Origin of the sequence: Janthinobacterium violaceinigrum, assembly GCF_009208555.1 — a bacterium.
GTDB lineage: Bacteria > Pseudomonadota > Gammaproteobacteria > Burkholderiales > Burkholderiaceae_D > Janthinobacterium > Janthinobacterium violaceinigrum.
In genome coordinates this window covers 92,297-109,160 of the sequence record NZ_WFLI01000013.1, presented here as the reverse complement: position 1 = coordinate 109,160, position 16,864 = coordinate 92,297, and the positions used below count along the sequence as shown (strand labels likewise).

16 protein-coding genes are annotated in these 16,864 nt (G+C 64.7%); 8 read left to right on the top strand and 8 right to left on the bottom strand.

The window, feature by feature from the left end; translation table 11 throughout:
• Window positions 1-4 precede the first annotated feature (4 nt).
• From GCN75_RS13515 to GCN75_RS13495, 5 genes are read right to left on the bottom strand one after another with little or no spacing between them, the layout of a single operon-like run.
• Window positions 5-928: an STM4011 family radical SAM protein gene (locus GCN75_RS13515; RefSeq protein ID WP_152282978.1), complete on the bottom strand. Its 924-nt coding sequence runs from the start codon at window positions 926-928 to the stop codon at window positions 5-7.
• Window positions 922-2,301, bottom strand: coding sequence for an STM4012 family radical SAM protein (locus tag GCN75_RS13510; RefSeq protein WP_226941370.1), 1,380 nt, complete (start codon window positions 2,299-2,301; stop codon window positions 922-924). The genes GCN75_RS13515 and GCN75_RS13510 overlap by 7 nt, the downstream gene beginning before the upstream one ends.
• Complete coding sequence (locus GCN75_RS13505; protein ID WP_152282977.1) at window positions 2,298-3,143, bottom strand: STM4013/SEN3800 family hydrolase; 846 nt, start codon at window positions 3,141-3,143, stop codon at window positions 2,298-2,300. Before GCN75_RS13505 ends, GCN75_RS13510 begins: the two co-directional genes overlap by 4 nt.
• A complete protein-coding gene (locus GCN75_RS13500; protein WP_152282976.1) occupies window positions 3,136-4,236 on the bottom strand; it encodes an STM4014 family protein in 1,101 nt (366 codons plus the stop codon). Before GCN75_RS13500 ends, GCN75_RS13505 begins: the two co-directional genes overlap by 8 nt.
• A gap of 14 nt (window positions 4,237-4,250) precedes the next feature.
• Window positions 4,251-5,177 (bottom strand): STM4015 family protein, encoded by a 927-nt coding sequence (locus GCN75_RS13495; RefSeq protein ID WP_152282975.1) that lies wholly within the window; start codon window positions 5,175-5,177, stop codon window positions 4,251-4,253.
• 272 nt (window positions 5,178-5,449) lie between these two features.
• On the opposite strand from GCN75_RS13495, the gene GCN75_RS29555 reads away from it, so the two are divergent.
• Window positions 5,450-6,541, top strand: a complete 1,092-nt coding sequence (locus GCN75_RS29555; protein ID WP_226941369.1) for a PEP-CTERM sorting domain-containing protein — start codon at window positions 5,450-5,452, stop codon at window positions 6,539-6,541.
• Between the two features lie 24 nt (window positions 6,542-6,565).
• Here GCN75_RS29555 and GCN75_RS13485 read toward each other — a convergent pair whose 3' ends face one another.
• Entirely contained in the window at window positions 6,566-7,141 is a 576-nt protein-coding gene (locus GCN75_RS13485) for a helix-turn-helix domain-containing protein (RefSeq protein ID WP_152282974.1), read from the bottom strand.
• Between the two features lie 222 nt (window positions 7,142-7,363).
• Here GCN75_RS13485 and kbl point away from each other — a divergent pair, with 222 nt between their 5' ends.
• From kbl to GCN75_RS13470, 3 genes are read left to right on the top strand one after another with little or no spacing between them, the layout of a single operon-like run.
• Complete coding sequence (kbl, locus tag GCN75_RS13480) at window positions 7,364-8,590, top strand: glycine C-acetyltransferase (RefSeq protein ID WP_152282973.1); 1,227 nt, start codon at window positions 7,364-7,366, stop codon at window positions 8,588-8,590.
• 20 nt (window positions 8,591-8,610) lie between these two features.
• On the top strand, window positions 8,611-9,576 hold the full coding sequence (locus GCN75_RS13475; protein ID WP_152282972.1) for an NAD-dependent epimerase/dehydratase family protein: 966 nt from the start codon (window positions 8,611-8,613) through the stop codon (window positions 9,574-9,576).
• Window positions 9,577-9,624: 48 nt separating this feature from the next.
• Window positions 9,625-11,019: an L-serine ammonia-lyase gene (locus GCN75_RS13470; RefSeq protein WP_152282971.1), complete on the top strand. Its 1,395-nt coding sequence runs from the start codon at window positions 9,625-9,627 to the stop codon at window positions 11,017-11,019.
• Window positions 11,020-11,100: 81 nt separating this feature from the next.
• Here GCN75_RS13470 and GCN75_RS13465 read toward each other — a convergent pair whose 3' ends face one another.
• Complete coding sequence (locus GCN75_RS13465) at window positions 11,101-11,841, bottom strand: AAA family ATPase (RefSeq protein WP_152282970.1); 741 nt, start codon at window positions 11,839-11,841, stop codon at window positions 11,101-11,103.
• 298 nt (window positions 11,842-12,139) lie between these two features.
• Here GCN75_RS13465 and thrC point away from each other — a divergent pair, with 298 nt between their 5' ends.
• From thrC to moaD, 3 genes are read left to right on the top strand one after another with little or no spacing between them, the layout of a single operon-like run.
• A complete protein-coding gene (thrC, locus tag GCN75_RS13460; RefSeq protein ID WP_152282969.1) occupies window positions 12,140-13,636 on the top strand; it encodes a threonine synthase in 1,497 nt (498 codons plus the stop codon).
• Between the two features lie 14 nt (window positions 13,637-13,650).
• Window positions 13,651-14,877 carry a molybdopterin molybdotransferase MoeA gene (locus GCN75_RS13455; RefSeq protein WP_152283004.1) on the top strand — a complete coding sequence of 409 codons (1,227 nt, stop codon included), beginning with the start codon at window positions 13,651-13,653 and terminating at the stop codon, window positions 14,875-14,877.
• 10 nt (window positions 14,878-14,887) lie between these two features.
• Window positions 14,888-15,145: a molybdopterin converting factor subunit 1 gene (moaD, locus tag GCN75_RS13450; RefSeq protein WP_152282968.1), complete on the top strand. Its 258-nt coding sequence runs from the start codon at window positions 14,888-14,890 to the stop codon at window positions 15,143-15,145.
• Between the two features lie 41 nt (window positions 15,146-15,186).
• Here moaD and GCN75_RS13445 read toward each other — a convergent pair whose 3' ends face one another.
• Window positions 15,187-15,420: a hypothetical protein gene (locus tag GCN75_RS13445; RefSeq protein WP_152282967.1), complete on the bottom strand. Its 234-nt coding sequence runs from the start codon at window positions 15,418-15,420 to the stop codon at window positions 15,187-15,189.
• 165 nt (window positions 15,421-15,585) lie between these two features.
• Here GCN75_RS13445 and GCN75_RS13440 point away from each other — a divergent pair, with 165 nt between their 5' ends.
• The gene (locus GCN75_RS13440) at window positions 15,586-16,827 is read left to right on the top strand and encodes a TIGR03862 family flavoprotein (protein ID WP_152282966.1); all 1,242 of its coding nucleotides are present in this window, start codon (window positions 15,586-15,588) and stop codon (window positions 16,825-16,827) included.
• The last annotated feature ends 37 nt before the right edge of the window (window positions 16,828-16,864 follow it).

The following is a 16,864-nucleotide window of genomic DNA, read 5'->3' as shown; positions in this document are numbered from 1 at the left end:
GTATTTAACCCCCCAGGCAAAGACTGGGGTCGGACCCTGAGGGTCCGACCCCGGCCCTTGCATCTGGGGCTATTCTCGCCAGCAGCCCTTCCCCAAACACCGTCTGGAACGGCAAATCCTTGCGCTGCGCATAGCCGATGTAGCAATCGCACTTGAAGCGGGGGCAGGACTTTTCCTGCAGCATGTCCGCCAGCTCATCCACATACAGATTCCCCAGCCGCTCGGGCACGAAATGGCAGCGGGCCAGTTCGCCGTCGCCATCGACGGACAGCGATCCTTCGCCCGCCAGGCACGGTTTACCGCGCGAGGGAGACGGGCGGCGGTTCTGCGCGAACCACGGGTCGACGGCGTCGAGCCAGGCCAGGTCTTCCGCCGCGTAGTAGCCGGGACCGCGCCGGTCGTAGGCGTTTAGCCACAGGTAGACGTGGGCGGGCAGGGCCGCGCGCAGGGCGCGGATGGCGTCCAGGTGTTCGTTCATCGCCACGACGCCGACGGAATAGCGCACGCCCATGGCGTCCAGGCGCGCGCAGCGTTCGACAAAGCGGGCCGGTGTCGTCTGGTCCGGATGGTAGGTGCACCACAGGCCGATCTTTTCCAGTCCATCCATGCCATCCAGCCAGCTCAATGGGCCGGACAGATTCGTCTGCAGCGCCACCTGGCGTACGTGCGGCAGTGCGGCCAGCGCCTGCATGGCCGCGCGGTAGTGGCGCCGCACCAGCGCTTCGCCCCAGGGCGTGAACAGCACGCCGATGTCCAGTTCCTGCGCCGCCACCCAGCCGGTAAAGCGCGCCACTTCGCGCGCGTCGCGGGCCAGCGCGGCGCGGCTGTCGCGCTTCTTGGCAAACGGGCAGTAGCCGCACGCGTAGTTGCAGCTCGATAGCGTGCCCCGGTACAGCAGGGACAAGGTGCCTGGCTGCGTGGTCAGCACGCCTGGCCCTCCTGTGCCATCAGCGTGCGCACCGTCTCGGAAGCCAGCCACGGGCCGATGGTGTCGGCGTAGCTGTAGCCCCGGTCATTGAGGCGCAGCAGCGGACCGTCCTGCTCCACCAGTTCCAGTGCGTGCAGTTCTGCCAGCTGCGGCAGGTCCGCTTCGCAGTGCGTGCCGAAACGGGCCGTGTAGGCGTCGCGGTCCAGGCCCGGTTCCGTCAGCAGCGACTGGATCACGTAGCGCCGGCGCTGTTCCACCTCGTCGAGCACATAGCCATGTTCGGCCTGCGCAAAGCGTTCTTCGTCCAGCGCCAGGTAGTTGTCGATGATGCCGATGGTCTCTGCCCGCGCCACCGCGTACTCGCTCGAATAATGGAGAGTGGCCGTGTAGGAGCGGGCGCCCGCGCCCAGGCCCACCATGCCGTCGTTCTGGCAGCAGTACGAGGGTCCGTTTTGTTCCGGCGCGTGCGGTGCGCGGAACATGCGCATCGAGACCTGTTCGTAGCCTTGCGCGCGCAAATGGTCGCGCGCGGCCGCGTACAGGGCCAGCCGGCTGTCGCCGTCCTGCGCCAGCATGATGGGATTGAGCGTATCGGCGCCCTGGCGGCGCGCGATCTTGCCGAGACCCGTCTGCTCGCGCACGTACAGCGGATACAGATAGATTTCCTCGGGGCGGAAGGCCAGCGCGCTGTCGATGGACGCCAGCAGGCTGGCCACCGTCTGGCCCGCGATGCCGTAGATCAGGTCCAGGTTCAAGGTGGGAAAGCCGGCCGCGCGTATCAGGCCGATGGCGTGATGGACGGTGGCGTTTTGCTGGGGGCGGGCCAGCGCCCGCATCTCGCCGGCCGCAAAGCTCTGGATGCCCAGGCTGACGCGGTCGATGCCGTGCGCGCGGCAGACGGCCAGGCGCTCGGGCGTGATGGTTTCGGGCGACGCCTCGATGCCGGCCGGCGTGGTTTGCAGGTCGATGCCGAGGATGTCGCGCGCGCCGCACAGCAGGGTGTCGAGCTGCGCGGGCGACAGGTAGGTGGGCGTGCCGCCGCCGAGCGCGAAGCGGGCAAAGCTCCGCTCGCCCAGCGCGCCGGCCAGGGCGCGCATCTGCACCAGCACTTGCCGCACATAGCGCTCGACCATGTCGGCACCGGGGCGCGCCATGGCGAACAGGTTGCAAAAGCCGCAGCGCATCTCGCAAAACGGGATGTGGATGTACGCGAACAGGGCGGAGCGGTCCTGCTGCGCCCAGATGGGCGCCAGCGGCGTGGCCTGCTTCAGCGTACGGTAGGCGGCCTTGTGCGGATACGAGTAGGAATACGCCTGGTAGGGCGTGTGGCGCATGCGCTGCGCCAGGGTGCCCGGCTGTTCGGATGGATTCACGGTGCGGCTCCCTTGGAATGCTGGTGTGAAGATTCAATGAAAAAATGCGCGTAGGGCACGTTCCACACGCTGTCGTGCGCCACGCGGTGGCCCCGGTAACCGTCTTCGCCATACGCGCTGCCGTGGTCCGAGCAGACGATGGCAAACGTGGGCGCGCGCTTGGCGCAGGCGGCAAACAGGGGCGCCAGCGCCCCGTCGACATAGCGCAGGGCCGCTGCATGGCTGTCCAGATTGTCGGCGCGGCAGCCGGGCAGGTAGGCGCGGTTCGGCGTGTGCAGGGCGGCCACGTTGATGAACAAAAAAGTGCGCTGTTCGCCGTCCGCCAGGCGGGCTATGGCCAGCGCCACCTGCTTTTGCGTCGAGTGGCGGCTGGCCACGCCCATGCCCGCGCTCCAGTGGCTTTCCTGGAATAGCGACGGCAGCACGGAGCCCAGCGCGGTCTGCTTGTTAAAAAAACCCACGCCGCCGATGCAGATGGTGCGGTAGCCGCGTGCGGCCAGCGCGGCGGGAAGGTCCGCTTCCCCGAACGCGAACGTGCTTGGCGACGTCGTTTCGCTGCCCGCGAAGGCGGAAGCGAACAGGCGCGGATGGCGGCCCGGCGCGGCCGGCGTGGGCAGGAATCCCGCAAAGAAGGCCTGGTGCGCCGCGTAGGTAAACGTGGCGGGCGAATGGCGCCGTTCCCAGCCGCCCGGTGGTAAAAAACGCCCCAGCACGGGCAGTTCGCCCGCGGCGTACAGCGCCTGCGCCACGTCGTAGCGCAGGGTGTCGAGCGTGATGAAGACGATGTCGTGGCTGCCCACGACGGCGTGCATATTGGGGATTTTGGGGATTTCGTCAGGCATGTCGGGTGAAATGGGCCAGTTGCGCCGTATAGGTGTCGTTGCCCTGCCAGAGCAGGCCGGGCAGCAGGTCGCCGAAGGCGTTCGCTTCCAGCACGCGGGCCTGGCCGTGGCGCACCACGAGGTCGTAGCCCGTCACGTGGCTGGCGGGGAAGGCGCGCGCGGCCAGGGCGCTGGCCGCTTCCAGCGCCGCCACGTCGGCGTCGTTCAAGAGGCCGGCCGCGTCGCCGCGCCGGTTGTCGAGGTGCAGATTGGTCATCATCCTGTCGCCGATGCGCGCCACCCGGTGCGCGGGCTGGCCCGCCACGGTGATGACGCGCAGGTCGTAATGGCTGTCGCCGCAGCGCGGCTTGTTCAGCCACGCTTCCGCGTACAGCTGTTGCGCGGCCAGCGCATCGACGAGGGCCGCGATGTCGGCCGCTGCCTCGTAGCGCGCCATGCGCTTCACGTTGAACAACCGTGTCTGGCCGTCCGTCCGCGACATGGTGGCCGAGGTGGTGGCTTGCTGGCGCCCGGCCTTGTTCCTGCGGTAGGCGACGACGCCGGACGCGGACGAGCCATAGCGCGGTTTCAGATACACGCGGTCGAGATCATGTTCGCGCAGCAGCGACTGCAGGTGCTCGTGGCTCTCGACTGGCCCCAGCAGCGCGGGGATGGGTACGCCGTGCGCGGCCAGGTGGCGCTGGCACGCCAGCTTGTCCGTCATGAGGCTGATTTCGCCTGGCGCATTGACGACGCGCGCCTGCGGCAGGTCGGCCAGTTGCGCCGCCAGGGAGGCCATGGCGGCGGCAAAACCGGCAAACCACGCATCCATGGCCAGCAGTTCGCCGTGTTCGGGCGCATGCACGGGGGCGCGCCCCTGCAGGCGGCAGCCCGCATCCAGCAACAGCAGGTGGGCGGCGCGATCGTCGCCCGGTGGTTCGATCTTCAACAGGCCGGGCTGGCGCAATGCCTCGTCCAGCAGCGCCGGCTGCGCCAGCCAGTCGCGCCATTCCAGCACCTGCGCGGGCGGCAGGCGCAGGTGCGCGCGCGCCGCCTGCATCAGGCGCACGCGCTTGCTGCCGGCGGTGGCAAGCAGGGTGAGAGGTGCAGCCAAGGGAGAGACTCCGCTTATTCGCCCACGGCCACGTAGCGGTAGCTTTCGCCGTCGTCTTCGTCCTCTTCCTGCGGGTCGTCCAGCACCACCTCGAAAGGCAGCGCCTTCAGTTTTGCCTGGTTTTCCTCGGAAATGTAGTGGTGCGACAGGTCCAGGCGTTTCAGATTGCCCAGCTGCGTGTGATTGAGCACGGCCACGGCGCCCAGGTCGCCGATGGTGCCCAGCGACAGGTCCAGCGTGTCGAGCTGCGCCACCAGCGGTTCTTCCGCCAGCCACACGGCCAGGTCGTCGGCGATTTCCGCATCGCGCAAGCCCAGGTAGCGCAGGGTCGGCACGGTCAGCTGCGCCAGCACCTTGCGGTACAGGTCCACGTCGCCGGAAAAGCCATAGTCGTCCGTGCCCAGCCACAGTTCCAGGTGTTCCAGCTGCGGCATGCTCGATTGCGCCAGCGCCTCGGCGATCTTTTGATCGAGGCCGCCCGCTTCGATGGTGAAGCGGCGCAGGTGCTGGTGCGCGAACGGCTCGATGACGAGTTCATTGCCGCCGCGGATGCGCAATTCCTCCAGCAGCGGGAAGGCGTCCAGCAGGGGCTTGTAGCTGCCTTGCACGATCCACGAGATTTCGCATTCCTCGTACGTCATGTCGCCGATGAACAGGGCGCGCAAGTTGGGCAGTTCGGCGGCATGGGCGATCAGCGCGGCCATCACGTCGTCGGCGCCCGATTCGTACGGGTCGCCCCACATGCCGATGATCAGCGCGGCCAGCGCGTTCTTGTCGGCCTTGCCGAGGAAGCTGGCGATCAGTTCGTCCATCTTGCGCGCGTCGTCATACTCGAGCGACAGGCGATAGACGATGTCGGGTGACGCGTCGAACGGCAGGTCCGGGTCGTACTCGACGACCTTTTTATTGTGGAAGGTGGTGGTGCTGTCGGAAATGGTCATCGCGTGGGCTCCGTTAGAAAACAGTGGGGGCCTGGATGCCGCGCAGGGGCGTAGCAGGGATGGGGCGAGCCGGGATGTGCTGCGGCGCTCTGCAAAGACATCCAGGCCTGGAAATCTTGTCTATTGCGAAATCTTAGCATGGGCAAAAGGACTTATTGCGCACGGCTGCGCGGCAACGCAGCGACTTGAGATAGCTCACAAACAACAATGTTGTCAAATAAGTTTACATTTTTGATATTTAATTATATCGTGCATTTTTCTTGGAGGGAATAATGAAAATAATCCGGAGAATCGCGCTGTCCTTGTCTTGCGCTTGCGTCAGCACCTTGGCGCTGGCACAGGGAACGCCGGCATCACGGCCCCAGTTTTCCGTCACGGTGTTCGAGAATGCATCGCTGGCCAATCTGAGCGTGGGCAGCATCAGCGCCATGGGGCAGATCTACGGCGTGGGCCGGCTCGACGGCGTCGACATGGTGTACGCCACGGCGGACAGTCAATTGACGGTGGCGCCGAAGGCCGCGGTGAGCAACATGGTGTTTGCCAGCAATGCGGCAGGGGATAGCCTCGTGCGTTCGGCGGGCAGCAATGGCAATGCGCTGGTGCACATCCTGTCCGGCGGCGTGGCGACTTCGCTCAATATCGCCGGACAAACGACGTGGTCAGGGAGTATGAATGCTGCAGGGCAAGTTGCCTTCAATGCCGGCTTCGGCAGCTATGCCACTTTCGACTACACGACGAAAGCCTATCTGTACGACCCGCAATTCGGTATCCGGGCCCTGGGCACCCTGGGCGGCAAGGATAGCTGGGTCACGGGCATCAACGATGCTGGCGTCGTTGTCGGCGGCTCCACCATGGCGCCAACCCCGGGCGGTTCGCAAGGCTTCATGTACAAGGATGGCGTGATGACCGACGTGACGGGGTGGGGCGGCTACCAGAGCACGATTTCGGGCATCAACAATGCGGGCCAGATGGTGGGCCACGTCACCCCCGACTGGAACCAGGACCGGACGCGCGGCTTTCTCAAGACGGGCGAGCGGACGGAATTCCTGAAATCGATATCGGAGCCTGTCGGCGTGGACGGCCAGGGGCAGGTGCTGAGCGCAAGTGGCATGTTCTACAGCAACGGGGTTTTCTACAGCCTGGAAAGCCTGGTGCCGGGCGAGACCGGCTGGAGCTACGTTGCCGCCGGCGGCATCAATGAAGCGGGACAGATTTCCGCGCGCCGCTGCAAATCGTTCCTGTGCGAGATCGTTCGGCTCGATCCGCTCAGCCCCGTGCCCGAGCCGCAAACCTATGCCATGCTGCTGGGAGGTCTGGCCCTGCTGGGCCTTGCCCGCTTGCGCCGGCGCCGGCGCCACGGCTGATGTTGCTAATGGCGGGCCGGCGCGCTAGCGGTGGATCACCACCAGCAGCGCCTTGCCCTCCGTCTTGCCCAGATTGCGTATCGTGTGCGGCAAGTCGGCCGGATAGCGCGCCGTGCCGCCATTCTTGACCTTTTTCTTTGCCGCGCCCACTTCCAGCTCCAGGTTGCCGTGGATCACCGTCAGATGTTCGGTGGTGCCCGGATCGTGCGGCTGCGACGCCAGTTCGCCGCCCGGCGCCAGGGTCACTTCATACCATTCGTATTTTCCCGCCAGTTCCATCGGCCCCAGGATGCGCAGCACGTAGCCCGCGTGGTCGCCGGGCAGGGTGGGGGTTTCGTGGGCGTCCGTGACGCGGATGGTTTCCACGGCTTTTTCCGCGCTGGACAGCAATTCGCCGATCTGCACGCCCAGGGCGTTGGCCAGGCGCCACGTGATGGCGATGGTGGGATTGGCTTTTTCGCGCTCGATCTGCGACAGCATGGACTTCGATACGCCCGCGATGCGCGACAAATCCTCGAGTGTCAGGCCGCGCGCCAGGCGCAGCCGTTGCAGGGTGGCACCCACTTCAGGGGGAGAATTGGTCGAAACGCTGGTTTTCATCGGCAGGTGGCTTGCAAAGTTCAATAGGCTTGGGTAATATCCACTATATTGAATTTCAGTTCGAAATAGTGGATTTTGAGGAAAAACACGGAAACGTGTAGACTTCAAACAGCGCTTCACGGTACAGCATTGTGCGCGCACCGGTCAAGCGGCGGCTTTTCCTCTATGGCGGCTGAGACCACACGGACACCACACGCATACATCAGGGACACAGGGAATATCATGAGCGAGCAAGCGAAGAACACCTTTTTCAGCGGTCTGCAACAGAATCTCGATCAACTGCGCGAGCAGGGCTTGTACAAGCCCGAGCGCGTGATCGCCTCGCGCCAGGGCGCCGAAGTGGTGTGCGACGATGGCCGTACCCTGATCAATATGTGTGCGAACAACTACCTGGGCCTGTCCGGCGACGTGCAGACGCAGGAAGCGTCCATTGCCGCCACGCAAAAATACGGCTACGGCCTGTCGTCCGTGCGCTTCATCTGCGGCACGCAAACCGTGCATAAAGAACTGGAACAGGCCATTTCCAGCTTCCTGGGCACGGAAGACACCATCCTGTACGCGGCGGCATTCGACGCCAACGGCGGCGTGTTCGAGCCCCTGTTCGATGAAAACGACGCCATCATCTCGGACGCGCTGAACCACGCGTCCATCATCGACGGCATCCGCCTGTGCAAGGCTGGCCGCTACCGCTACGCGCACAACGACATGGCCGACCTGGAAGTGCAGCTGCAAGCGGCCGTCGCCGCCGGCAAGCGCCATAAAGTCATCGTCACGGACGGCGTGTTCTCGATGGACGGCACGATTGCGCAACTGGACAAGATCTGCGACCTGGCCGACAAGTATGGCGCGCTGGTGATGATCGACGAATGCCACGCTTCCGGCTTCATGGGCGCGACGGGCCGCGGCACGCACGAACACCACAATGTGATGGGCCGCATCGACATCATCACGGGCACCTTGGGCAAGGCCCTGGGCGGCGCCATGGGCGGCTTTACCTCGGCGCGCAAGGAAGTCATCGACACCCTGCGCCAGAAATCGCGTCCCTACCTGTTCTCGAACACCCTGGCGCCATCGATTGCCGGCGCTTCGCTGTCGGTACTGGAACGCCTGGCCAAGTCGACGGAACTGCGCGACCGCCTGCATGAAAACACGGCTTTCTTCCGCAGCGAGATCGAGCGCATCGGCTTTACCATCAAGCCGGGCACCCATCCCGTCGTTCCCGTGATGCTGTTCGACGCTCCCGTGGCGCAGAAATTCGCCGCCCGCCTGTATGAACTGGGCGTGCTGGTGACGGGTTTCTTCTACCCGGTCGTGCCGATGGGCCAGGCCCGCGTGCGCGTGCAGCTGTCGGCCGCGCATACCCGCGAACAGCTGGTGAAAGTGTTGGCCGCCTTCGAGCAGGCTGGCAAGGAACTCGGTTTGCTGACCACCGCTACTACCACTAATTAACAAGAAATCAGGATACGAAGATGGAACGCATTTTAGTCATAGGCGCAAACGGCCAAATCGGTAGTGAACTGGTGGGCGCACTGGCGCAGCAGCACGGCGCGGACAACGTCATCGCCAGCGACATCGGCACGAGTAATCTGTACCAGGCCAAGCGCTACGCGCAATTGAACGTGCTGGACAAGGACGGCCTGGCGAAGATCATCGCCGACGAAGGCATCACCCAGGTGTACCAGCTGGCGGCCATGCTGTCGGCCACGGGCGAGGCGGCGCCATTGAAGGCGTGGAGCCTGAACATGGATGGCTTGCTCAATATCCTGGAACTGGCGCGCGAGCGGGGCGAGGCGGGTAAACCGTTGCGCATCTTCTGGCCATCGTCGATTGCCGCCTTCGGCCCGAACACGCCGCAAGTCAATACCCCGCAAATGACCGTGATGGACCCGACGTCGATGTACGGCATCAGCAAGCTGGCTGGCGAGCGCCTGTGCGAGTATTACTTCAACAAGTACGGCGTGGACGTGCGCAGCATCCGCTACCCGGGCATCATCAGCTACAAATCGCCTCCGGGCGGCGGCACCACCGATTACGCCATCGCCATTTTCCATGCGGCCTTGCGCGGCGAGCGCTATGACTGCTTCCTCGATGCGAATACCACCTTGCCGATGATTTACATGCCCGACGCGATCCGCGCCACCATCGAACTGATGGACGCGCCGGCGGCATCGATCAAGATCCGTTCGTCCTACAACGTGGCCGGCGTGTCGTTCAACCCGGAGCAGCTGGCCAAAGCCATCGTGCACATGGTGCCGGACTTCAAGATCAGCTACAAGCCGGACAGCCGCCAGGCCATCGCCGACAGCTGGCCGCAAAGCCTGGACGACAGCAAGGCCAGTGCGGACTGGGGCTGGAAGGCGCAGATCGGCGTCGAGCAGATGGTCACGGACATGCTGGCCAACGTCGATGCGGGGCAGGCGGCCAAGGCGGCCTGAGTCCAGCACCGGCATTTATAAAAACATACTAATATAAAGAGACACTACATGGACATGAGCGTATTTGACCTGTTTAAGATCGGCATCGGGCCGTCGAGTTCCCACACGGTGGGACCGATGGTGGCGGCGCGGCGTTTTCTGGTCGAATACGGTCCCCTGGACCAGGTGGTGGGCGTCGAGGCGGCCCTGTATGGCTCGCTGGCGCTGACGGGCGTGGGCCATGCCACGGACAAGGCCGTCATTCTGGGCTTGATGGGCGAAACGCCGCAGCACGTGGCGCCCGATGCCGTCGACTCCAAGCTGGCCGCCATCGAGGCGGCCGGCGAAATCGCGCTGCTGGGCACGCATGTGGTGCCGTTTACGGCCGCCACGGGCCTGGTCTGGCACAAGAGCGAATCCTTGCCCGAACATCCGAACGGCATGCGCTTTACCCTGAAACTGGCCGACGGCAGCCGCATCGACAAGGTGTATTACTCGATCGGCGGCGGCTTTATCCGCGAAGCGGGCGAGGCGGAAGGGGCCGTGGAATCGGCCGCTGCCGCGCGCGTCGTCTTCCCCTTCGATACGATGGAGCAGCTGCTGGCGCATGGCGTGGAAAGCGGTTTGTCGATCCCGGAAATGCTGCGCGCGAACGAATGCGTCAAGCGCAGCGATGCGGAGCTCAATGAAGGCCTGGACCGCATCTGGCACGTCATGCGCGACTGCATCGCGCACGGCCTGGAAACGACGGGCAACCTGCCGGGCGGCTTGAACGTGAAGCGCCGCGCCGCCAAGTTGTGGCGTCTGGCGCAGGAAGCCAAGGCGTCCGACAACCGCGCCAACGACTTGCCGCACGACGCCGTGCACCTGGTCAGCCTGTACGCGATGGCCGTCAACGAGGAAAACGCGGCCGGCGGGCGCGTGGTGACGGCGCCGACCAACGGCGCTGCCGGCATCATCCCGGCCGTGCTGCGCTACTACGCGCAGGATTGCCGTCCCAGCGACCCCGTGGGCGGCGTGCGCCGCTTCATGCTGACGGCTGCGGCCATCGGCATGCTGTGCAAGCGCAATGCCTCGATCTCGGGCGCGGAAGTGGGTTGCCAGGGCGAAGTGGGCGTGGCCTGCGCCATGGCGGCCGCCGGCCTGGTGGCGGCCCTGGGCGGCACCAATGAACAGATTGAAAACGCGGCCGAAATCGGCATCGAGCACCACCTGGGCATGACCTGCGACCCCATCGGCGGCCTGGTGCAGATCCCCTGCATCGAGCGCAATGGCATGGGCGCCGTGAAAGCCATTACGGCCGCCTCGCTGGCGTTGAAGGGCGACGGCACCCACTTCGTCAGCCTCGACGAAGTCATCGAAACCATGCGCCAGACGGGCGCGGACATGCAGGACAAGTACAAGGAAACGTCCTTGGGCGGCCTGGCCGTGCACGTGATTACCGTCAACCACGCCGCTTGCTGAGCATCAGCCAAATACCCCAACGGCAAGGACTGGGGTCGGACCCTCAGGGTCCGACCCCGGAGTTTGTCCTTGGGTTGGTCCTCACTCCTCCTCAAACAGCTGCTCCAGCCTTCTCGGATAGTTATTCAGGAAATCGCGCGTCACGGCGTAGTGTTCCGTGTCTTCATACGCCACTTCGTGGATGCCGCCGCCCGTGAAGCTGAGGATTTTCGCGTTCGGGTAGGCCAGCAGGATGGGCGAGTGGGTGGCGATGATCAGCTGCGAGTCGTCATGCACCAGCTGGTGGATCACCGATAGCGCCGCCATCTGGCGGCTGGGCGACAGGGCCGCCTCGGGCTCGTCCAGCAGATACAGTCCCTTGCCCCGCAGCTTGTTGATCAGGGTCGCCATGAACGCTTCGCCGTGCGACTGCGCGTGCAGCGACTTGCCGCCGTAGCTGCCCAGGTACTCGGGCATGTCGTCCATGTAGGTGGCGACGTTGAAAAAGCTTTCTGCGCGCAGGAAATAGCTGTCGTCCGGTTTCTTGTAGCTCTTGCTCAGACGCAAGTGCGCGTGCAAGCCCGATTCCTCGTCCGATGGCAGGGCGATGCGCACATTGCGCGTCCCCCCATCCTTGCCGAAGCCCAGCGCCACGGCCAGCGCTTCGAGCATGGTCGACTTGCCGCTGCCGTTCTCGCCCACGAAAAACGTCACGTCGCGGTGGAAGTCGATGTGCACGAAGTCGCGGATGGCAGGGATGGTGAACGGATAGTGGTCCAGGTCGACGACGGCGTCCGGGCGCAGCGCGGCGCTTTGCAGGTACGGTTTTTTACTGATCGGCATGGCCGCTTCTCGACTCCATGTTTTGCTACTCCAGTGATGGCCCCGGTCGGGGCGACAGGGGCAGTGTGGCGCAAATCGGCGGCGCGCGCCAGCGTGCACGCCAGCCATGGCCACATGGCTTGATCTCAGGGCATTATGGCCGCTTTGATAACAGCGCGGCTCTCCAATTGTCACATCTGAATTGTTGCATCCGGATACTGCTTGCGTCACGCGATTCGCCTTGGACGGCGGCTGGCACTATAATATCCGCTGCCATTCATGATCAACCGCTCTCAGCTCAACTGGACTCTTCAAATCTATGCATTACGTGTCTACCCGCGCTGATAAAGCGCCATTGCAGTCGCAACCGTCATCTTTGCAGCAATTCTCCGACATCCTCCTGGGCGGCCTGGCCCCCGATGGCGGACTGTATCTCCCAGAACACTACCCGCAAGTCACTGGTGCCGAGCTCAATGCCTGGCGCACATTGTCGTATGCCGACCTGGCCTACGAAATCCTGAAGAAGTTCGCCACCGATATCCCGGCCGCGGACCTGAAGGCGCTGACGGCGAAAACCTATACCAAGGCAGTCTACAAGAACGCCCGCGCCGGCGAAAACGCGGCCGACATCACGCCGCTGCGCGTGCTCGAAGAAAACGTCGTCAAGGGCGGATCGACCACCCTGATCCTGCAGGCGCTGTCGAACGGCCCGACCCTGGCCTTCAAGGACATGGCCATGCAGCTGCTGGGCAACCTGTTCGAATACACCCTGGCCAAGCACGACGCCGAACTCAATATCTTCGGCGCCACGTCGGGCGACACGGGCAGCGCGGCCGAATACGCGATGCGCGGCAAGAAGGGCATCCGCGTCTTCATGTTGTCGCCGCACAAGAAAATGAGCGCATTCCAGACGGCGCAGATGTTCAGCCTGCAAGACCCGAACATCTACAACATCGCCGTCGAAGGCGTGTTCGACGATTGCCAGGACATGGTGAAAGCCGTGTCGAACGACTTGCCGTTCAAGGCGCAGCAAAAGATCGGCACCGTCAATTCCATCAACTGGGCGCGCGTCGTGGCGCAGGTCGTGTACTACTTCCGCGGCTACCTGGCGGCCACCACCAGCAACGAACAGAAAGTGTCGTTCACGGTGCCGTCGGGCAACTTCGGCAATATCTGCGCCGGCCATATCGCCCGCATGATGGGCTTGCCCATCTCGAAACTGGTGGCGGCGACGAATGAAAACGACGTGCTCGACGAATTCTTCCGCACGGGCGTGTACCGCGTGCGCAAGTCCGCCGAAACGTATCACACGAGCAGCCCGTCGATGGATATCTCGAAAGCGTCGAACTTCGAGCGCTTTGTCTACGACCTGGTGGGCCGCGACAGCGAGCGCGTGCGCGCGCTGTTCACGAAAGTGGAAACGCACGGCGGCTTCGACCTGTCCGGCAAGCCGGGCAGCGATGGCGACGAGTTCAAGCTGGTGGCCAAATACGGCTTCAAGTCGGGCAAATCCACGCACCAGGACCGCCTCGACACCATCCGCGACGTGGCCGACGACTACGGCATCACCATCGACACGCACACGGCCGACGGCATCAAGGTGGCGCGCGAGCACCTGGAGCCCAACGTGCCGATGATCGTGCTGGAAACGGCGCTGGCGGCCAAGTTCAACGAAACCATTCTCGAAGCGCTGGGCGTGGACGCGGAGCGACCAGCCGGCTTCGAGAACATCGAAGACTTGCCGCAGAAGTTTGTCGTGATGGGCACGGACGTGGAAAAAATGAAGGCGTACATCGCCGCCAATACGGGCTTGTGATGAGCGGGCCCGTGATGAACGATCCGGCTGCACAACGCAAACCCATGCTGTCGGTGGCCGAGGCGCAAGCCTTCATGCTGGGCGCGGCGCGCCCGGTGGCCGAAGTGGAACTGGTCGACACCATGCGCGCCAACGGCCGCGTGCTGGCGGCCGGGCAGACGTCGACCCTGAACGTGCCCGAGCGCGACAACACGCAGATGGATGGCTATGCCGTGCGCGCGCAGGATTGCGCCAGCGGCGCGGCCAGCCTGCCCGTGTCGCAGCGTATCGCGGCCGGCCACGTGGGCCAGCCATTGCAGCCGGGGACGGCGGCGCGCATCTTCACGGGCGCCCTGATCCCTGAGGGCGCCGATTGCGTGGTGATGCAGGAGCAGTGCTCCGTGCTTGACGGCGTGGTGACGGTCAACCACGTGCCGCATGCGGGCGAATGGGTGCGCCGCCAGGGCGAGGATATCCGCGCCGGCGGCGAGATCCTGGGCGCAGGCAGGCGCTTGCGCAGCCAGGAAATGGGCCTGGCCGCCTCCGTGGGCCTGGCGCAAGTGCCCGTGCTGCGCAAGCTGCGCGTCGCCGTATTTTTCACGGGCGACGAACTGGCCATGCCCGGCGAGCCTCTGGCGCCGGGCGCCGTCTACAACTCGAACCGTTTTACCCTGCGGGGCCTGCTGGAAAACCTCGGCTGCGACATCACGGACCTGGGCATCGTGCCCGACAGCCTGGACGCCACGCGCGCCGTGCTGCGCCAGGCGGCCCAGGGCAATGACCTGATCATCACCTCGGGCGGCGTGTCCGTGGGCGAGGAAGACCATATCAAGCCGGCCGTGGAAGCGGAAGGGCGGCTCAACATGTGGCAGATTGCCGTCAAACCGGGCAAGCCGCTGGCGTTCGGCGAAGTGAACGACGCGTTCTTTGTCGGCTTGCCCGGCAATCCCGTGTCCAGCTTTGTCACCTTCTTGCTGTTCGTGCGTCCGTTCATCCTGCGCCTGCAGGGCGTGGCGGGGAATGTGGCGCCGCGCAGCTACAAGCTGCCGGCCGCTTTCGAGCGCCTGAAGGCGGACAAGCGCAACGAATTCTTGCGCGCCAAGGTCAACGAGGAGGGCGAGCTGGAACTGTTCGCCAACCAGAGTTCGGGCGTGCTGACGTCCACCGTGTGGGGCGACGGCTTGATCGACTGTCCGCCGGGACTGTCGATTGCGCGCGGCGACATGCTGCGCTTTATCCCGTTTAACGAATTGCTGTACTAAGGAAGTCCTGATGAAGATCAATCTGCGTTTTTTTGCCAGCGTGCGCGAGCTGGTGGGCACGGGCCAGGAAATGCTGGAAGTGGCCGAGCCGCGGCTGACGGTGGGCGAGGTGAGAGCCCTCCTGATCGCCCGCGGCGGCAACTGGGAATACGCGCTGGCGCAGGGGCGCGCGCTGCGCATGGCGCATAACCAGGTGATGTGCGATGCCGATACCGTGATAGGCGAAGGCGACGAAGTGGCGTTCTTCCCGCCCGTGACGGGCGGCTGAGAATGTCCACTGGAGAAAATGGCCGCGGAAGCGGCCATTTTTTATGACGACTTGGTTTTTGCTTTGTGCCCGCTGCACGTGGCGCAGGCGATGGCTTTCCGGTAGCGCCAGTATTTCGAGCCGATGAAGATGGCCGACGCCACCAGCGACCAGGCCAGGGCGCTGAGGATGTCAGCCTGGCTGGTGGTGCCCTTGCTGTATTCGACCACCGTCAGGATGATGAATAAAATCGAGCTGGCCAGCAAATAGCGGGAAATCCAGAATCCTGCACCCATGCGTTTCTCCTCTTGTCGTCGCGTTGTCTCGTGTGGTCAGGCTGCCGATCGCTGCAGCATCTGAGCGCAGTATGCCTCATTTTTTGGCGGCCGCGCCATCGGGCAGCCTTAAGCACGCCAATCTCGACTAAAATGCCGGGGTTTTCACCGTCTTCCCAGCCTGCCATGACCCATACCACTTCCCCTCCGTTTCACATCGCCGTCATCGGCGGCGGCCCCGCCGGCCTGATGGCCGCCCAGGCAGCCACCGAGCAGGGGGCGCGGGTGGAGCTGTTCGACGCCATGCCGTCCGTCGGCCGCAAATTCCTGCTGGCGGGGCGGGGCGGCATGAACATCACGCATGCGGAAGGCTACCAGGCCTTCGTTTCGCGCTATGGCAGGCAGGCCAATCGCTTGAAGCCGGCGCTGGACCAGTTCGGCCCGCAAAAGGTGCGCGACTGGGTTCATGGCCTGGGCGTGGACACCTTTGTCGGCTCCTCGAACCGCGTCTTCCCCACCGATATGAAGGCCGCGCCCTTGCTGAGGGCCTGGCTGCACCGCTTGCGCGAAGCGGGCGTGCAATTTCACATGCGCCACCGCTGGACGGGCTGGCGCGATGGCCAGCTGGCCTTTGCCACGCCGGACGGCGAACGCCGCTTTACTTTTGATGCCGTGATCCTGGCGCTGGGCGGCGGCAGCTGGGCGCGCCTGGGTTCGGACGGCGCCTGGGTGCCGCTGCTGCAAGGGCAGGGCGTGGCCGTGCAAGCGCTGGCGCCCGCCAATTGCGGCTTCGACGTGGACTGGAGCGCGCATTTCAGCGGCCGCCATGCGGGCGAACCGCTGACCACGGTGGCCATCACGGCGCGCGACATCGATGGCTTGACGATCAAGCGCCAGGGCCAGTTCGTCATCACGGCGGGCGGCGTCGAGGGCAGCCTGATTTATGCGCTGTCGGCTGCCCTGCGCGAGCAGATCGCGGCCGAGGGCAGCACGACCATCTGGCTGGACCTGGCGCCCGACCACAGCCAGGAACGCGTGTTCGAGGAAGTGACGCGGCCCCGCGGCGCCCGTTCCATGTCCAGCCATTTGCAAAGCCGGCTGGGCATCAAGGGCGTGAAATCGGGCTTGCTGCGCGAATGCCTGAACGCCGCCGATTTTGCCGATGAGGCAAAGCTGGCGCGCGCCATCAAGCTGCTGCCCGTCACGCTCATACGCCCGCGCCCCATCGATGAAGCCATCAGCAGCGCCGGCGGCGTGGCATTCGACGGCATCGACGGCTGCATGCTGCGCGCCATGCCGGGCGTGTTCGTGGCCGGTGAAATGCTGGACTGGGAAGCGCCGACGGGCGGCTACCTGCTGACGGCCTGCCTGGCGCAAGGCAAGGCGGCCGGCGAGCAGGCGGTCAGCTGGCTGGAAGAGCATTCTTGAAATTACCTGATCGTCAGCGCCACGACGCCGTTCACAA

What these genes read in the sequence shown, in the direction of transcription:
- GCN75_RS13440 (WP_152282966.1), top strand. Translation starts at nt 15,586, where the DNA reads ATGACCCATACCACTTCCCCTCCGTTTCACATCGCCGTCATCGGCGGC.
- GCN75_RS13505 (WP_152282977.1), bottom strand. Translation starts at nt 3,143, where the DNA reads ATGCCTGACGAAATCCCCAAAATCCCCAATATGCACGCCGTCGTGGGC.
- kbl (WP_152282973.1), top strand. Translation starts at nt 7,364, where the DNA reads ATGAGCGAGCAAGCGAAGAACACCTTTTTCAGCGGTCTGCAACAGAAT.
- GCN75_RS13455 (WP_152283004.1), top strand. Translation starts at nt 13,651, where the DNA reads ATGAACGATCCGGCTGCACAACGCAAACCCATGCTGTCGGTGGCCGAG.
- GCN75_RS29555 (WP_226941369.1), top strand. Translation starts at nt 5,450, where the DNA reads ATGAAAATAATCCGGAGAATCGCGCTGTCCTTGTCTTGCGCTTGCGTC.
- GCN75_RS13475 (WP_152282972.1), top strand. Translation starts at nt 8,611, where the DNA reads ATGGAACGCATTTTAGTCATAGGCGCAAACGGCCAAATCGGTAGTGAA.
- GCN75_RS13445 (WP_152282967.1), bottom strand. Translation starts at nt 15,420, where the DNA reads ATGGGTGCAGGATTCTGGATTTCCCGCTATTTGCTGGCCAGCTCGATT.
- moaD (WP_152282968.1), top strand. Translation starts at nt 14,888, where the DNA reads ATGAAGATCAATCTGCGTTTTTTTGCCAGCGTGCGCGAGCTGGTGGGC.
- GCN75_RS13485 (WP_152282974.1), bottom strand. Translation starts at nt 7,141, where the DNA reads ATGAAAACCAGCGTTTCGACCAATTCTCCCCCTGAAGTGGGTGCCACC.
- thrC (WP_152282969.1), top strand. Translation starts at nt 12,140, where the DNA reads ATGCATTACGTGTCTACCCGCGCTGATAAAGCGCCATTGCAGTCGCAA.
- GCN75_RS13495 (WP_152282975.1), bottom strand. Translation starts at nt 5,177, where the DNA reads ATGACCATTTCCGACAGCACCACCACCTTCCACAATAAAAAGGTCGTC.
- GCN75_RS13465 (WP_152282970.1), bottom strand. Translation starts at nt 11,841, where the DNA reads ATGCCGATCAGTAAAAAACCGTACCTGCAAAGCGCCGCGCTGCGCCCG.
- GCN75_RS13470 (WP_152282971.1), top strand. Translation starts at nt 9,625, where the DNA reads ATGGACATGAGCGTATTTGACCTGTTTAAGATCGGCATCGGGCCGTCG.